We start from the raw sequence: 16,097 nt of genomic DNA, 5'->3' as shown, positions 1-16,097 counted from the left end.
AACACGATAAAACCCGCCTGATTTTTCAGGCGGGTTTTTTTGCGTATTTGCGCACTTTTTGAATTCTTTACCTGGATTTTCCGCCACGGTCTCCGCATCCGCAGTCCGTAATCTTCGGCGGGAAGAATTCGTCGGTCGGGAAATCGATGCGGCGGAACATTGCACAGGGGTCATCCGATGTAGCAACACATTCCTTCTCGGGAATGCAGAAGTCGTATGCCGGAATCAGAAGCTGTACGTTTCTGACAATCTGAACAATGGTGAAAATTCCAAGTGTAACGTAAACGGCGCGGCTTCCTCCAAAGTCCAGGTCTCCGCCAAAGCGGTTGCTGATGCTGTCCGGAATGCGGCAGCAGCTGTCGCAGCCGTGCGGCGGGCAGTCGCAGATTCTTGCGGAAAGTCCAATCGGCTCTGCCACCTGAACTGTTGCCTTGGGCAGAACATCCGGGCTGTTTTGCTGATCCAGCTTATCCGGCGAATAATCGGAGCTGAACATTTTTACGTTTCCTTCGCTGCCATACAGAATGGCTCTTTTGCTGAATATGGAGACACCATTGACGGTCGTAGGAGTCGAAGACAGCGGCCCGAAGACGTCGAGATATACATTGAAGAAGAAAGTCATGTCGATGGAATAAAACCCCTTGTTGAACGGCACCGGCTCCAAATCCAGGAAAACGGTGATTACGCTGGCGCTCTTTAGTCTGACGTTCGCCGCGTGTTCAATCAGGTCGTGATAAGTCGTTGGGAAGTAGACTCTCAGATCTTCAAGGCAATCTTTATCAGAAGAATGTTCAGGATGGATAGAAGGGTTTTAAATAAATATCAAGCAAAAACTGGGATGCCGGCGCACCTTTCTGTTTGCGATAAATAATCTTTTGAATCAGGGCTTTCAGAATGCGATTTTTTTGAAGGCTGGAACCGTTCCAGTAGAAAGAAAAGAAATCAATCGTTTTATTACTAATTTTATCATAGTTAATATGAGAAATGGATTTTAGCTTGAATTCGAGCTGTTTTAGTTCCTCTAATTTTTGGTTGAGTGCGTTTTGCCGGGAAAGGAAGGTCTGCGTATCGTAAACTCCCTGTTCCAGCAAATCGTGAAGCGTTTCCAACTGATGAAGAACCGTGCGTTTCTGCGTTTCGACGGAAACTAGCAGGCTTGTATCGGCAGTTTCCCGTGGTGACGGCAGCGGTTCCAGCAGAAGGACCGGTTCGCCAAGCCTTGCCTTCAGATTGTTCAAAACGGTTTTCTCGACAAGCGGCAGGGAAGAAGACGCCATGCAGCCGCGCCGGGGGCACAGCAGGCGCTGAACCCCATTGGGTAGAATCTGGCGCTGCATGCGGGTGCCGCAGTTCGCGCAGTAGACGAGCCCGGCCAGCGGATTTTCTGTTTTTTCCGATTTCACGGGCGGCCGGCTGCGGGAAGCGCGGATGGCCTGTGCCTGCCGGAAAAGTTCCGAGTCCAGAATCGGCGGATGAATTCCGTCGACAACGGTCCAGTTTTCCTCCGAATTTTTTATCGTAATGACTTCACGGCTTCCGTGGCGGATTCTGCTTTTCTGATTCCAGACTATTTTCCCAATATAGACCTGGTTTTTCAGAATTTTCAGGACGGAGGTCCGCCCGAAGCACGCTGCTCGGTGCGGTTTTGCACCCAGGGCGTTAAGTGTATCCGCAATCTGCTGGCACCCCATGCTCTGGTGGACGTAAAGTTCAAAAATCAGCCGTACAAACCGAGCCTCCTCCTCGTTGACCGCCAGCGTTGGGTGCTTATTCTGGGTCGTTTTCCGGTAGCCGTAGGGTGCATTGGAAAGGTACCCGCCTTCTTCAATCGATTTTCGGATGCCCCGCTGCATCCGGCGCTTGATAGCTTTTAATTCCTGTCGAGCAAGAAAGGTTTCAAATTCCGTATAAGTTTCGTCCATTTCGTTATTTAGATCATAAATTTTACGGGGAGTAATAATTTTTACCCCTGCATTTTTCAGTGTTTCCAAAATGATGCCCTGGTCGCTCATGGTTCCGCGTCCGAGGCGGTCAATATCCATGCACAGCACCGCGTCGTATTGTCCTTGCTCGACTGCTTCCATCAGTTCCAGCATTTTTGGTCTGGCGTAAAGCGATTCGCCGGAGATCACCTCTTCGTAAATTCCGGTTATGGTCAGCCCATTTTGAACCGCGTATTCCGTCAGGATTTCCCTGTGCCGTTTCAGAGTTTCCTCCACCGTATCGCTCAGTTCTTCCGCACGACTTTTGCGCAGATACATCGCCGTATTCATTTGTTCCCACCGCCTTTTCATTGGATTCACCACATTCTACTTTCCAGCACGGCGATTTAGAATCAGTCTTCTCATAGGACGTGCCGTATCCGACATATTTTTTACAGGCGATTTGGCTTGATTTTCGGGCGGAAGAAGCCCAGGTTTCCAGCTTATAAAGGAGGAATTGAAGAAATGGAAAATTGCGGAGAACCGGTGGTGCAAATCCATATGATAAGCGGAAGCGCGGAGGAAATCGGGAACAACCGAGAGGAATTTTTGGACGTCTGCGGGCAGGTCTGCAGCGAACAGTTCGGCACACCGGTAAAAGTGGTACAGATAAGCGGCCTTCATACGACGAAGAAACTTAGCCAGGATGGATTTTTTCAAATGAATCAGTCCGACCGGTGATAAAATGCTGCCGTTGCGGAATAATAGTCAAATCAGCTCGGTTGATTCGACATTGGGAGAACTACGGTGCGATGGACGCTGTGGAACAAAGGGTGACAGCCGTTGTCATCTGGCATATAATTGACTTAATGAACCTGATTTTTCAGAGGACAATGGACGAAAATACAGTTTGTGAAAGGATGATGAAAAGTGCCGAAACCGGTAAAAATGATGATTCTTGATACCTGCCCGTATTGCAGGCGGGCATTTGAAATGATGGACCAACTCCGGAAACAGCATCCGGAATACGAGAAGGTGCAGATTGAGGTGATTGAAGAGAGCAAGGAACCGGAAAAAACCGAGGGTTACGATTATTGGTATGTGCCTACCTTTTTTGTAGACGGTCGAAAAATACTGGAGGGGGTACCCACGCTGGAAAAGGTGGAGCAGGTTTTTCAAGAGGCCTTGCAATGAAAAAGCCATAGGATACGAATAGTTTCATCCGTATCCTATGACTTTCCAATACTTGCAGTATAATATATATTTTAATTAACGATTAGGATTCACTGTCGTTTGCAAGATGGAAATGGTCGATGATGAAGAACAGCAGGCTCAGAATCATGCCGACAATGGTGGCAAGCGCCATGCCTGTTAGCTGCACTGCGCCAAGCGGGATGGAAACGCCGCTCAGTCCTGTGATAAATACAATGGAGGTCAGCGCCAGATTGCGGGAACGGCTGTAATCTACCTTTGATTCCACCAGAAGGCGAATGCCGGACGTTGCAATCATACCGTACAGAAGGAAGCTGACGCCGCCGATGACCGGGCCGGGAATTGTCTGGATCAGCGCGGAAACTTTACCGATAAAGGCAACCACTGCGGAGATTACGGCTGCGCCGCCGATTACCTGTACGCTGTACACTTTGGTAATGGCCATAACCCCGATATTTTCCCCATAGGTGGTTGTCGGAACGGAACCGCAGAAACCGGAAAGTATGGTGGAAAGACCGTCTGCTAAAAGGGTGCGGTGAAGGCCCGGTTCTTTAATCAGGTCGCGCCCCACAATTTGGCTGGTAACCAGCTGGTGGCCGATATGTTCTGAAATAATCACCAAAGTGGCCGGAATGACAATTAAAATGGCGTTCATGTTAAAAATTGGCGTTTCAAAGTTCGGAAGGGCGAACCAGGCAGCCTGTTCCACCGGTTCAAAATTGACGAGGCCAAGGATGCAGGAGAGGACATAGCCTACAACGATGGCAATCAAAATCGGAATGACGGAGAAAAATCCGCGGAACAGCACGGAACCGAAGACGGCAATCAGCAGTGTAACTAAAAAGACGGCGACTGCTTTCGGGTCGACTGCTTTTTCGGCGGTTGCCACAATTCCGGCGGACTGTGCGGCGTTCCCTGCCAGCTCTAGACCGATCAGTGCGACAACTGAGCCCATGGCTGCGGGGGGCAGAACGATATCAATCCAATTCGTCCCGCAAAACCGGATAATTATGGCAACAAGGCAAAAAACAGCTCCAGCCACGATAAATCCACCGAGTGCATATCGATAATTCATGGACGAATTACCCATAATCACTAAAACCGGCGAGATAAATGCGAAGCTGGAGCCTAAATATGCGGGAGCTTTACCCTTTGTTATTAAAATGAAAAGCAATGTTCCAATACCATTCATAAGCAACACAATCGCTGGGTTAATATGAAAGGTAAGGGGAACAATAACGGATGCGCCAAACATGGCGAACATATGCTGTAAACTGAGCGGGATGGCTTTTGGTATCGGAATTCTTTCTTCCACATGGATAATTTCTCTTTGCATAGCGACACCTCATTCATTAATTTTGGTAATCCTTCGCGAAGATTCCAAGAATTTTGCCGAACCCGGGCAAAATCACTTTATTCTACGCTTCAAATTTGAAAAAGTCAATAGCATTTTAGAATATTTTGTGAGTTTTTGTCTGGGGGTTCTATCCAAGCTGAACAATCCTGTTCGCTGCATGAATCATATACGCGCATGGCGTCTATGCATACTGCTTCTTTAAAATATCCTGTATCCTGAACGTTTGCAGATGTTTCTGAATTACCATCCATAGAATAATCCTCCTAACCTTGCTTACTTTACTTATTGAAACCCATGTTTCTCAATATCATTTTATGGCGGCGGATTAATTGTGTTACAGGATTCTTATAAAGACAGAAACAATGCTGTTCTTAAAAAAGATTCCCGATTGGATATTACTGTTGTGTTTCCATTGTCTTTTCGTTTTGTTGGAGATTTTTAATATAAAAAATATAGTAATATTGATAAATAAAATATAGTTGATTGTGAAAAAATTCAACGGATTCTGTAAAATAAGTACAAAAACATATGCCGCCGCGGTATAGTATTTCGTCTTATTGGGCTGGACTTGCTTATTTATCTTTGGTTTCAATTCTGTTATACTTTAGTTACAGATTTGTAGAAAAAATGTTAAGCGCCGGAATCAGCGGCGTGCAGAAAATGAAATGAGGTTATTGCATGTCACCTGTGCTTATTGTTGCACTACTCCTCGTCTGCGCCTCCATTTTTGTGAATGGCTGGACAGACGCCCCAAACGCGATTGCAACCGTCGTTTCAACCAGGGTTCTTTCTCCCAGGTTCGCCGTTATTATGGCAACCCTCTTTAACCTGGTGGGTATTACCTGTTTTGGCACGGCTGTGGCAAGCACCATTGCCAACCTGGTGGATGTCGGCACCGGGACAAGCCCGCTGGTTGCAATTTGCGCAGCGCAGCTTTCGATTGTAATTTGGTCGCTGACCGCCTGGAAATTTGGAATTCCCACGAGCGAAAGCCACGCGTTGATTGCAGGACTGATGGGCTCCGGAATCGCCTACAGTGGGCTCAGCGCGTTTAAATGGGGCGAATTCGAAAAGGTTCTGTGGGGCATTTTAATCTCCACCGTAGTCGGGTTTGCTGCTTCTTATCTTGTGACAAAACTGGTCGGATTTTTGTTCCGGCACATGAAACGGGCCAAAGCCAACCGCCTTTTTTCCATAGGGCAGATTGCTTCCGCTGCGCTTATGGCAACCAGCCATGGCGCGCAGGATGGCCAGAAATTTATGGGCGTGTTCGTTTTGGTCCTTTACCTCGCTCAAAACCAGCCGGTCCCGGAAACGGTTCCCATTGCATGGTGGATTATGATCCTCTGCTCACTGGTGATGGCATTCGGTACTTCCATAGGCGGCTACCGAATTATTAAGACTATGGGCGTAGATATGGTGAAGCTTGAAAAATATCAGGGCTTTTCCGCGGAAATCGTTGCATCTGCCTGTATGCTGATTACCACGGTGTTTTCGGGAATTCCGCTTTCCACAACCAACACGAAAGGTACTGCCATGATGGGTGCGGGCGCGGCCCGACGGTTTTCTGATGTAAACTGGGGTATTGCGCAGGAAATGGTGGTGGCTTGGGTGCTTACATTCCCGGCATGTATCCTTCTGGGCTTTTTAATGACCAAGGTTTTTATGTTTTTCCTGTAAATTTCGGTTCTATGGATCGAAAAGCGTTTTTACATTGGAAAAGGAGAGGAAATCCCTGTAAAAACGTGTTTGAAGATAGATATCAATATATTATGATGAATTGAAGGGTAAGGAAATAGTATGAGTAATTTTTTTTCAAAAGGTCCTGACTATTTTGGATTGTTCGAAACCGGAATCGGTATTTCGTTTAAAGCTGCAAAGGTGCTTCAGTCTTCTTTTTCCGACGGAGTAATTGACAAGGAAGAAATCAAGAAGCTGAAAGACATTGAGCATGAAGGCGACAAGCATGTGCATGAATGTACCTCTCTGATTTCCGACGCATTTATGACACCGATTGACCGTTCCGATATGATGAGCATGGTTCGTTCCATTGAAGCGATTACCGACAGCATCGACGACATAGCCAATCAAATTTACATGATGCATATCACAAAGGCCAACGAAACGACGGTAAAGATGGTCGATCTGGTAGTGAAAAGCTGCGAAGGCCTTTGTAAATTGATGAGCGATTTCAAGCAGTTCAAGAAAAACGGCAAGAGTATTAAGGAAATGACCGTTATGGTCAACCATCTGGAAGAGGAAGGGGACGCGGTGTTCAGCGAAGCCATGCGTACCCTGTTTGACCCGGAAAATAAGATGGAAATGATTGACGTTATTCGACTGCAGAATCTTTACAATACGCTGGAAAATGCGTTGGATTATTGCGAAGATGTCGCCGATATTGCGGAGCAGATAATTATTTCCAATACATGAATTACCCCCGGCCCTGTTTCAAAAATCAGTATGCCTGACGGATTGCTTTCAAACAGGACTGGGAAAAGCTCACCCGCCCGGGTGAGCTTTTTTAGTGTTGAACACTTCCCTATAGTTTGTTATAATAAACGCGATATCGACCTTTTCATTACGGCGTTTCCCATGCCGGAACCGTCGCAATGTTACTGTTCATATATAGTTTATTGCAGAATTGCAGTTTGGAGAGATTGTTTCATGGCGAAAGTTACGCTGATTGCCTATACACCGGAGCCGGAAAAAGTGGTTGCGCAGGCGGCCCGCCTGTGCTATTCCCCGGCGTCCATCGATACGATTGCACAGGGCCTTACCCCGGAAAAAACCGCTGCTTTTGTGGACATGCTGGCGGAAATTGGGCACGAAAGCCCGATTGAACACGCTTCGTTCACCTTTGGTATCGAAGGGGTGTCGCGTTCCCTGTTGGCCCAAATTACCCGGCACCGGATTGCTTCTTACAGCGTGCAGAGCCAGCGCTATGTGACGGAAACACACTTTGAATATGTGGTACCGCCGGAAATAGATGCTATCCCCGAGGCGCGGGCCGAATTTTTGGCCGCGATGGAGGAAGACCAGCGTCATTATGAAAAGCTGACCGAACTGCTGAAGGAGAAGCACAAAAAAGAACTGATGCAGGCGGACAAGAGTTTGGACGAAAAAGCTGCGGACCGGGCTGCACAGAAGATGGCGATTGAAGACGCCCGGTTTGTGCTGCCCAATGCGTGCACGACCAAACTGATTTGCACGTTCAACGCGCGTTCACTTTATAATTTCTTTGCCCACCGTTGCTGCAACCGTGCCCAATGGGAAATCCGTGCGGTTGCGATTGAAATGCTTCGTCTGGTTCGCGAAGTAGCCCCCAACCTGTTCGGCCATTCCGGCCCGCCCTGCCTGCGCGGTGCGTGCCCGGAGGGGAAAATGTCCTGCGGCAGAATGGCGGAGGTTCGAAATTTTTTTAACGGAATAGGGGAAGAATAACATGACGGGAAAATTAATCGCCTTGGAAGGCCTTGACGGCAGCGGAAAGGGGACGCAAACCTCTCTGCTCTGCGAGGCGCTTGCGGGGCGGGGTATCCGTCTGCGCCACATTTCTTTTCCGGATTACGCGGAACCATCTTCCGCGCTCGTGAAAATGTATTTGAACGGGGAATTCGGAAAGGATCCGAACACAGTCAACGCGTACGCGGCGTCTTCTTTTTTCGCCGTAGACCGGTACGCGAGTTATATGAGGTATTGGCGGGAAGAATACGAAAACGGTTCGCTGATTGTAGCCGACCGCTATACGACTTCCAATCTTGTGTTTCAGCTTTCCAAGGTTCCCAAAGCGGAGCGGGAAAGCTTTATCGACTGGCTTCAGGATTACGAGTATGGTAAGCTTGGCCTTCCAAGGCCCGACCTTACTCTTTATCTTGACATGCCGCAGGAGGTCTCGCAAAAACTTTTGACCCAGCGCTATCAGGGCGACGAAAAGAAAAAGGATATTCACGAAAAGAATGCGGCATATCTGAGCGAATGCCGTGAAAGTGCCCTGTACGCCGGCAAGCGGCTTCACTGGAAAGTGATCCGCTGCGCCAATGGCACCGGGGAAAATGCGGAACCGCGCACGGTGGAGGAAATCCACCGTGAAATTATTAAAGTAATATCGGAGGAACTACCTTTTTATGTTTCAATTTGAATTTCCCACGCTTGAGGATCGGAAATGGATGAAGCCTTTTTTGGTGAACAGCGGAAATATGGGAAGTGAAGCTGCATTCGGCACGCTGTATATTTGGAAGGACAGCTACTTTTCCAAGGTTTGCCGTTATAAAGACCACATGCTGCTGGCTTCCGGCGGACCATATCATTCCTATAATTTTCCGATTGGCGGAACCAATCCGTATGAAGCAGTGGAAGACCTGATTCAGGATGCGAAAGAACGCGGCTTCCCGTTTAAAATGTGGGGAGTTACGAAAGAGGGCGTGCAGGAGCTGGAAAATTATTATCCCGGCCGGTTTGTTTTCCAGCTTGACCGCAATGGCTCGGACTATATTTATCGCACGGAAGATTTAATTAACCTTTCGGGACGAAAGTACCATGGAAAGCGCAATCATCTGGCGCAGTTCAACCGCGCCTATGACTGGAGCTACGAGGACATTACGCAGGATAATCTGGAGGATTGCCGCACTGTGGCGCGGCAATGGTGTGAAGCAAACGGCGGATGCGAACAGTGGGATTCCCAGATGGAAGGCTGTGCGCTGAGAAAAGCGCTGGACCATTTTGACGAACTGGAGCTGGCTGGCGGGTTAATCCGCATTGAAGGCAAGCCGGTGGCATTCACCATTGGGGAGGAAATCAACCCGAAAACTTACCTGCTTCACTTTGAAAAGGCATTGGATGGCTACAACGGTCTTTACGTTGCCATTAACCATGAATTCGCCGCCCGGCATCTTGCCGGCTATGAATATGTGAACCGGGAAGAGGACATGGGAATCGAGGGGCTTCGCAAGGCGAAGCTGTCGTATCACCCGGCCATTCTTCTAGAAAAATACGCGGTAACTTTGAAAGAAGAAACAAAGGAAGTAACGGAATGATTCGTTTTGCCGACTGGGGAATGCGCAGGGAGCTGGCCCAAATTTGGCAAATTTGTTTTGAGGAACCGAAGCGCCCCGCGGGCTATTTTCTGAACAACTATTTTCGCCCGGAAAACAGTCTGGTATATCAAATCGGAGGAAAGACTGCTGCTGCGGTTTACCTGCTGCCGGCCTCGGTTGTTTCCAAACACGGCACTGCGCAGGCACACTATATTTACGCCGCGGCAACTTTGCCGCAGTACCGCTCCCGTGGCTTTATGGCTGCGCTGCTTGCTGCCGCTGCATTGGTGGGCGCACAGCGGGGGGACCAGTATTCCGTGGTGCTGCCCGCGACAAAAGAGCTTTATCCGTTTTATCAGAAATCGGAATATCAGCCGTTCTTTCAGGCGCGCATGCTTACGGTCCCGATGGAAAAGCTGTGCACCATGGCAGAAACCGGCGTCATTGGAAAAGCGGCGCTGACCGTGCCGCTTTTAAACGATCTTCGCAGGGAAAAGCTGGAGCATCGCGTCGGGTCCGTCCTTTGGAGTGACGAAGCGTTTGCGTTCGCGGTCGGAATGGGCGGCGTGTACGGCGACCGCCTTGTGACTTCTCTGACCGGCGGCCGCCCTGCCTACGCGCTCTGCCGCCGGCTGAATGAGGACACGGTCGCAGTGTTGGAGCTGATGGCAGAGGAAGCGACGTTTCCAGACCTTGCCGCCAACCTAATTCAGCAGATGCCGGCGGCACAGTACCAGTTCCGTCTCTCGACTGACAGCGCTTTTCCCGCAGGGGAAAGCGAAACGGTGCCGTTCGGCATGATAAAACCCATTGGCGGCGCCGCACTGGATGCGGTAACACCCGAAACCGGAGCGCCGTATCTTGGACTTTCTCTTGACTAGTGAAGGAGGATGCAGTATGATTTATCTATTTCTGGCAGACGGTTTTGAGGAAATCGAGGCCCTGGCAACGGTGGATGTTCTCCGCCGTGCAGGCGCGGAGCTCAGAACGGTTGGGGTTGGCAAGAAACAGATTGTCGGTTCCCACGGGATCCCAGTGACAGCCGATCTGGAAGAGCGGGAAGTGGAACTTTCCCAAATCGACATGGTGATTCTGCCGGGCGGCCCGGGCACCAAAGACCTGGAGCGCTGTGAAACCATGCGCACCGCAGTGCGTACCTGCGCACAGCAGGGAAAGCCGATTGCGGCTATTTGCGCGGCGCCGTCCATTCTGGGGCATATGGGGCTTTTAAAGGGCCATGAGGCAACCTGCTTCCCCGGTTACGAGGAAGAACTGGGTGCCCAGCGGGTTACAGGCGAAGCGGTCTGCGTGAGCGGAACGATCATTACAGGAAAGGGCGCGGGAGTCGCTGTGGATTTCGCGCTGAAACTGGTGGAGGTACTTTACGGGTCGGAGAAATCCGAGGCAATCCGGAAAAATATGCAATGTATGTAAGAAATATTAAACAGGTGAAACAAAATCTTCGGGCGCGTTACCGGCAGTTTCGGGAACGGCTGGAGCCGGAGCATAAGGTATCTTTGGACTCCGCAATCCAAAGCCGACTGCTTGCGCTGAACGAATACGCCGGAGCGGATACTTTATTTACTTACGTCAGCAAACCCATTGAAGTGGATACGTACGCCCTGATTCAAGCGGCGCTGGCCAACCACAAAAAGGTTGCCGTGCCGCGCTGCCTTCCGGAAACGTTCGATATGGAATTTTACTACATTACTTCCCTGGACGATCTGGAAAAAGGCTGCTTTGGCGTGATGGAACCCGTGCCGGAGAAATGCCGGTTGGTTCCGCGCGGGAAAAAGGGGCTTTGCATTGTTCCCGGGTTAAGCTTCGACGCGCAGGGGTTCCGTTTGGGTTACGGAAAAGGCTATTATGACCGTTTTCTGGCGGATTTTAAAGGCACAACGGTTGGAATCTGCTATTCCGGCTGTGTGCAGTGGAATTTGCCGCACGGCTATTACGATCAATCGGTTGATATTCTGATTACGGAAAAGTATGTCAGACGAATGGCGAATCAGCACCGCTGATATCCGCCGGATACGACGGGAGGGAAACCGATGCAAGATGACGATCAGCTGCACGAGCTTAGAAGGCGCAGAAAAGTAGAAAATTTCAGGCTGAATATCGAGGATGACACGATCGGACAGCCGCAGGAAGAAGATAATACGCTTCAAAGTTTCAGTGACCCGCGCGCTCGGCAGCGCGCCAAACAGCAGGAACTGCAGGCGAGCGACCGGGCGGAGAGAGCCCATCAATGGCGCAATAAGGAAAAAGGACGAAAAAACCGCTTTTTTTTCCGCATGATTTGGCTGGTTATGGTGCTGCTGACTTCTACCCTGCTTGCCCGGTTCGCCATCAATGGCATTAATGATATGCTGGCGGTGGGAAGGGAAAAAGTTACGCTGACGGTGGAAATCCCGAAAAATGCAAACGGCAAACAGGTTGCTGATATTTTGGAGCGCGCCGGTGTGATTCGCAACCCGGACTTTTTCCAGCTTTATTCCAAACTGACAAAGGCAGAGGGCCATTATAACAACGGCAGCTTTCAGCTTGACACCAGTATGGATTATCAGGCGCTCATCTATACGCTTCAATCCAACCTGAACCGTGTCGACACCGTGAAACTGACATTTAAGGAAGGCGCCAACGCGCTTGAAATTGCCGATCAACTGGAAAAGGGCGGTGTTTGCACCGCCAAGGACTTTCTTGCCGCTCTGAACACGACGGATTTTGACAGCAAATTCGAGATTATCCAGCAGATTACGAATCCGAAAGACCGCTATTACAAGCTGGAAGGCTACCTGTTCCCAGATACTTACGAATTCTATAAGGATGAGAAGCCCGAGGCGGTTATCCGGAAAATGCTGAACAACTGCAACAAGAAGCTGACGCAGGAAATTCGAAATTCCGCGTCCGCTCAAAAGCTTACGGTGGATCAGTTACTTACGCTTGCCTCCATGATTCAGGCGGAGGCTGCGGATAAAGAGGATATGTACAACATTTCCTCGGTATTCCATAACCGGTTGGCCAGCGGCGGAAAGGGTGACCTGACCCGCCTGCGTTCTGACCCTACCACTTATTATCCGTACCGCTCGAAGGCGGCGGTGCCGTCCAATATCCGCGACACATACAAGAGCCGTTACGACACTTATACTATTCAAGGGCTTCCGCCCGGGCCAATCTGCAATCCGGGTACAGAAGCCATCGGCGCCGCATTGAACCCGGCAAAAACCAGCTACTACTACTTCTGCCACGATGCAAAGGGCAAGGCATATTACGCAAAGACCAACGCCCAGCACGAAGCAAATTTGAAAAAGGCCGGATTGAAATAACCGGAGAGCAAAGGACAGGATACACAGCAATGACGGAAAATCAATTGGAACTCCTTGCGCCTGCGGGCGATATGGAACGGCTGCAGGCCGCAGTCGATTTCGGCGCGGACGCGGTCTATCTTGCCGGGCGTGAGTTCGGCATGCGTACGGCGCCCGCCAATTTTACCCCGGAAGAATTGAAACAGGCGGTTGCTCTCGCGCATCAAAAGGGGATTAAGGTCTATTTGACCTGCAACACGATTCCCCGCAATGAGGAATTGGAACGGCTGCCGGAATTTTTGCGTGAAGCGCAGAATACGGGTGTGGACGCATTTATTGTTGCCGATTTCGGCGTGCTGCGTTTGGCAAAAAAGTACGCCCCCAACGTTCCGGTCCATATTTCCACACAGGCGGGAATTGCCAACTATGAAACGGCAAACGCATTTTATGAGCTGGGCGCTTCCCGTGTGGTGCTTGCGCGGGAAATGAATCTGGAGGAAATTGCGCAGCTGCGGGCGAAAACGCCGAAAAAACTGGAAATTGAGGCATTTGTCCATGGTGCAATGTGCGTCTCCTTTTCCGGTCGGTGCTTGCTATCGGCCTATATGACCGGCCGGGACGCAAACCGCGGTGACTGCGCGCAGCCCTGCCGCTGGCAGTATGCGCTGATGGAGCAGAAGCGCCCCGGGCAGTATTTCCCGATTGAAGAGGATGCCCGCGGTACATATATCCTGAATTCCAAGGATATGTGCATGATTGAGCATATTCCGGAGCTGGCCAAGGCCGGGGTAACCAGCTTGAAAATCGAGGGGCGTGCCAAATCCGCGTATTATGTTTCGGTGACGACCAACGCTTACCGATGCGCAATTGACGAGTTCCGTCGGAATCCGGAAAAACCGGTTTCTCCATGGATTGTGGAGGAATTAAACAAAATCAGCCACCGTGCGTACAGCACCGGCTTTTACCTGGGTGGAGAACCGGGGCAGGAAACGGCCACCGGTGGCTATGTACGCGACTATGAGGTCATCGCCATTTGTGAGGGGTACGAAGACGGCGTGGCCAGACTTTCCCAGCGCAACCGTTTTTTCCGCGGCGACGTGGCGGATGTGCTGGAGGCCGGAAAGCCGCCTTACCTGCTGCCGTTGGAAGAATTGACCGACGCGGATGGCTGCCCGATTGAGTCCGCACCGCACGCGACTATGACGGTATTCGCAAAAACCTCCTGTCCCATCGCCAAAGGTGCGATTCTCCGAAAAAAACGCAGCAGTTCCGACGAAACAAACCAACCCGGAACCTGATACCGATGATTAAAACCCTCCTGTTTGGCAAGAATAGCCATACAGGGGGGATTTTTATGGCCAAACGTACCGCTGTTTTTTTCGGAATTTTCATGCTCTGCATGTTTTTATCTGTGCTTAATCTGTTCCGTCTTTCCAGTGGAACGCAGCTGGCTGCCACCGCTGACCGGCAAAGCAGCTATAAACTGACGATTGCATCGACACGGGGAACCATTTATGACTGCAACCGCAATGCCCTGACGGGTGGAAAACAAGAAATCGTCGCCGCTATTTCCCCAACTGTGGAAGGCGCCGCCGCCCTCCGAAAGATTCTTCCGGAAAAAACCGTGGAGGAAATTTATCCGGCCCTTACCGCGGGGAAACCATTTTCCCTGAAGCTGCCGCAAACGGTTCAAGCGCCGGGGGTTGACTGCTTTCAGGTGCGAAAACGGTATTCTGACCATCAGCTGGCCCCGCATGTTATCGGGTATCTGGATGGAACCGGCAAAGGAACAACGGGAATCGAAAAGGCGTTTGACCAAACGCTTTCGCAAAATCAGGGAAGCATTTCGGTGACTTACAAAGTAGATGCGCTGAACCGCGTGCTGTCGGGGGAAGATAAAAAGGTCAGCGATTCCAGCTTTTTACAAAACCGGGGCGTCGTACTTACGATTGATAAAAACATTCAGCAGATTGCGGAAGACGCCGCGAAAAAGTATTTGCAGAAGGGGGCTGTAGTCATTGCCGAAGTGCCTTCCTGTAAAATCCGCGCTATGGTCAGCCTGCCGGATTTTTCCCCGAATGACGTCGCTTCTGCGCTGAAAAGCGAGGATTCGCCGCTTTTAAACCGCTGTCTTTCCGCCTACAACGTCGGTTCCGTGTTCAAATTGGTTTCCGCCTCTGCCGCGCTGGAATATGGTATTTCGCCGGATACCCAGTATACCTGCACCGGTTGGGTTGATGTAAGCGGCAGCATGGTTCACTGCTTTAATTCCGAAAGTCATGGACAAGAAAACATGGAAAAGGCCATTGCCCAGTCCTGCAATGCCTATTTTGTCAAATTGATGCAGATGGTGCCGCAGTCGAAGTTTTTGCAGATGGCCCAGAACATGGGCTTTGGCAAATCCATTGAAATCGCACCGGGGTTTTCCTCCAGTGCAGGGAATCTGCCCACGCTGCAAAGCCTGAAAATTCCGCGTGCGTTGGCGAACTTTTCGTTCGGGCAGGGTGAACTGACGGCTACTCCGCTGCAAATTACCGGAATGGTGAACGCGATTGCCGACGGCGGCATATACGTAGCACCCACACTTTACGAAGGACTGGTCAATGAAAACCGTAATTTTACGGAAAAGGCAGCGCCGCAGACCGGAAACCGGGTGATTTCCGAGCATACGGCCCAGTTGCTTCGCCTGGCTATGAAAGCAAGTATCGATACCGGTACCAGCAGAAAGGGCAAGCCCTCTTTTGTAGAAGCCGGCGCAAAAACGGCGACCGCTCAGACCGGCCGCTATGTGAATCAGGTGGAGCAGGTTCAATCTTGGTTTGCCGGGTTTTATCCGCTGGATCATCCAAAGTATGTGGTCACCGTCTTCGCGGAGGGCGGCTCCGGCGGCGGTACTACCTGTGGACCGGTGTTCCAACAGATTGCGGATGCGCTGTACCCCAAACAGTGAATAATGTAAGATTGTGTTTTCGTGAAGCGGAAAGAATTCTTTGACTTCCCATCCAGGAAAACCAGTAAGGCCTCGTGAATTAAATAATTTTTGGGGTATATTTTATGGTTCTGTTCGTTGTTCATTTTCATTGACAACTTTCCTTTTTCCGTTTATAATCAAAAAAGAATGCAATAGTCCGAATGGACAAGCAAAGGCGATGAAGGGTCGAAACGCGCCGGGCAGTGCCAACAGAGAGGAAATCATCTGCTGAAAGATTTCCGCATCCGTCTCCGTGTCAGCCAGCCCCCAGCCCTGCGGCGAAGAGCCGCGGCG

Annotated in this window: 17 protein-coding genes; 13 read left to right on the top strand and 4 right to left on the bottom strand. The window is 50.3% G+C overall.

Features of this window, described 5'->3' with window-relative positions; translation table 11 throughout:
* Positions 1-67: 67 nt before the first annotated feature.
* Positions 68-655 (bottom strand): hypothetical protein, encoded by a 588-nt coding sequence (locus tag ACSVDI_RS10975; RefSeq protein WP_457942914.1) that lies wholly within the window; start codon positions 653-655, stop codon positions 68-70.
* A 136-nt stretch (positions 656-791) separates the two neighbouring features.
* Positions 792-2,273 (bottom strand): recombinase family protein, encoded by a 1,482-nt coding sequence (locus tag ACSVDI_RS10970; RefSeq protein ID WP_457942912.1) that lies wholly within the window; start codon positions 2,271-2,273, stop codon positions 792-794.
* Positions 2,274-2,447: 174 nt separating this feature from the next.
* On the opposite strand from ACSVDI_RS10970, the gene ACSVDI_RS10965 reads away from it, so the two are divergent.
* A complete protein-coding gene (locus tag ACSVDI_RS10965) occupies positions 2,448-2,663 on the top strand; it encodes a hypothetical protein (RefSeq protein ID WP_457942910.1) in 216 nt (71 codons plus the stop codon).
* Between the two features lie 189 nt (positions 2,664-2,852).
* A complete protein-coding gene (locus ACSVDI_RS10960; protein ID WP_457942908.1) occupies positions 2,853-3,116 on the top strand; it encodes a glutaredoxin family protein in 264 nt (87 codons plus the stop codon).
* Positions 3,117-3,198: 82 nt separating this feature from the next.
* On the opposite strand, the gene uraA is transcribed toward ACSVDI_RS10960, so the two are convergent.
* Both uraA and ACSVDI_RS10950 read right to left on the bottom strand, forming a co-directional pair.
* Positions 3,199-4,470: a uracil permease gene (uraA, locus tag ACSVDI_RS10955; protein ID WP_457942906.1), complete on the bottom strand. Its 1,272-nt coding sequence runs from the start codon at positions 4,468-4,470 to the stop codon at positions 3,199-3,201.
* Between the two features lie 104 nt (positions 4,471-4,574).
* The gene (locus ACSVDI_RS10950; protein ID WP_457942904.1) at positions 4,575-4,742 is read right to left on the bottom strand and encodes a hypothetical protein; all 168 of its coding nucleotides are present in this window, start codon (positions 4,740-4,742) and stop codon (positions 4,575-4,577) included.
* 427 nt (positions 4,743-5,169) lie between these two features.
* Here ACSVDI_RS10950 and ACSVDI_RS10945 point away from each other — a divergent pair, with 427 nt between their 5' ends.
* The 11 genes from ACSVDI_RS10945 to ACSVDI_RS10895 all read left to right on the top strand — a co-directional run bounded on the left by ACSVDI_RS10945 (position 5,170) and on the right by ACSVDI_RS10895 (position 15,782).
* Entirely contained in the window at positions 5,170-6,171 is a 1,002-nt protein-coding gene (locus ACSVDI_RS10945) for an anion permease (RefSeq protein WP_457942902.1), read from the top strand.
* 120 nt (positions 6,172-6,291) lie between these two features.
* A complete protein-coding gene (locus ACSVDI_RS10940) occupies positions 6,292-6,924 on the top strand; it encodes a DUF47 domain-containing protein (protein WP_457942901.1) in 633 nt (210 codons plus the stop codon).
* A gap of 234 nt (positions 6,925-7,158) precedes the next feature.
* Positions 7,159-7,935, top strand: a complete 777-nt coding sequence (gene thyX, locus ACSVDI_RS10935; RefSeq protein WP_457942899.1) for an FAD-dependent thymidylate synthase — start codon at positions 7,159-7,161, stop codon at positions 7,933-7,935.
* A 1-nt stretch (position 7,936) separates the two neighbouring features.
* Entirely contained in the window at positions 7,937-8,632 is a 696-nt protein-coding gene (locus tag ACSVDI_RS10930; RefSeq protein ID WP_457942897.1) for a dTMP kinase, read from the top strand.
* Positions 8,619-9,527 carry a DUF2156 domain-containing protein gene (locus ACSVDI_RS10925; protein WP_457942895.1) on the top strand — a complete coding sequence of 303 codons (909 nt, stop codon included), beginning with the start codon at positions 8,619-8,621 and terminating at the stop codon, positions 9,525-9,527. Before ACSVDI_RS10930 ends, ACSVDI_RS10925 begins: the two co-directional genes overlap by 14 nt.
* A complete protein-coding gene (locus tag ACSVDI_RS10920) occupies positions 9,524-10,408 on the top strand; it encodes a GNAT family N-acetyltransferase (protein ID WP_457942893.1) in 885 nt (294 codons plus the stop codon). The genes ACSVDI_RS10925 and ACSVDI_RS10920 overlap by 4 nt, the downstream gene beginning before the upstream one ends.
* Before the next feature lie 16 nt (positions 10,409-10,424).
* A complete protein-coding gene (locus ACSVDI_RS10915) occupies positions 10,425-10,961 on the top strand; it encodes a DJ-1 family glyoxalase III (RefSeq protein WP_457942891.1) in 537 nt (178 codons plus the stop codon).
* Positions 10,952-11,548 carry a 5-formyltetrahydrofolate cyclo-ligase gene (locus ACSVDI_RS10910; protein ID WP_457942890.1) on the top strand — a complete coding sequence of 199 codons (597 nt, stop codon included), beginning with the start codon at positions 10,952-10,954 and terminating at the stop codon, positions 11,546-11,548. The genes ACSVDI_RS10915 and ACSVDI_RS10910 overlap by 10 nt, the downstream gene beginning before the upstream one ends.
* 30 nt (positions 11,549-11,578) lie before the next feature.
* On the top strand, positions 11,579-12,853 hold the full coding sequence (gene mltG / locus ACSVDI_RS10905) for an endolytic transglycosylase MltG (RefSeq protein ID WP_457942888.1): 1,275 nt from the start codon (positions 11,579-11,581) through the stop codon (positions 12,851-12,853).
* A gap of 29 nt (positions 12,854-12,882) precedes the next feature.
* The gene (locus tag ACSVDI_RS10900) at positions 12,883-14,130 is read left to right on the top strand and encodes a peptidase U32 family protein (RefSeq protein ID WP_457942886.1); all 1,248 of its coding nucleotides are present in this window, start codon (positions 12,883-12,885) and stop codon (positions 14,128-14,130) included.
* Between the two features lie 56 nt (positions 14,131-14,186).
* Positions 14,187-15,782, top strand: coding sequence for a peptidoglycan D,D-transpeptidase FtsI family protein (locus ACSVDI_RS10895; RefSeq protein WP_457942884.1), 1,596 nt, complete (start codon positions 14,187-14,189; stop codon positions 15,780-15,782).
* Positions 15,783-16,097 lie beyond the last annotated feature (315 nt).

The organism is Caproiciproducens sp. LBM24188 (assembly GCF_054130445.1).
This window is presented reverse-complemented; position numbering and strand designations above follow the sequence as displayed.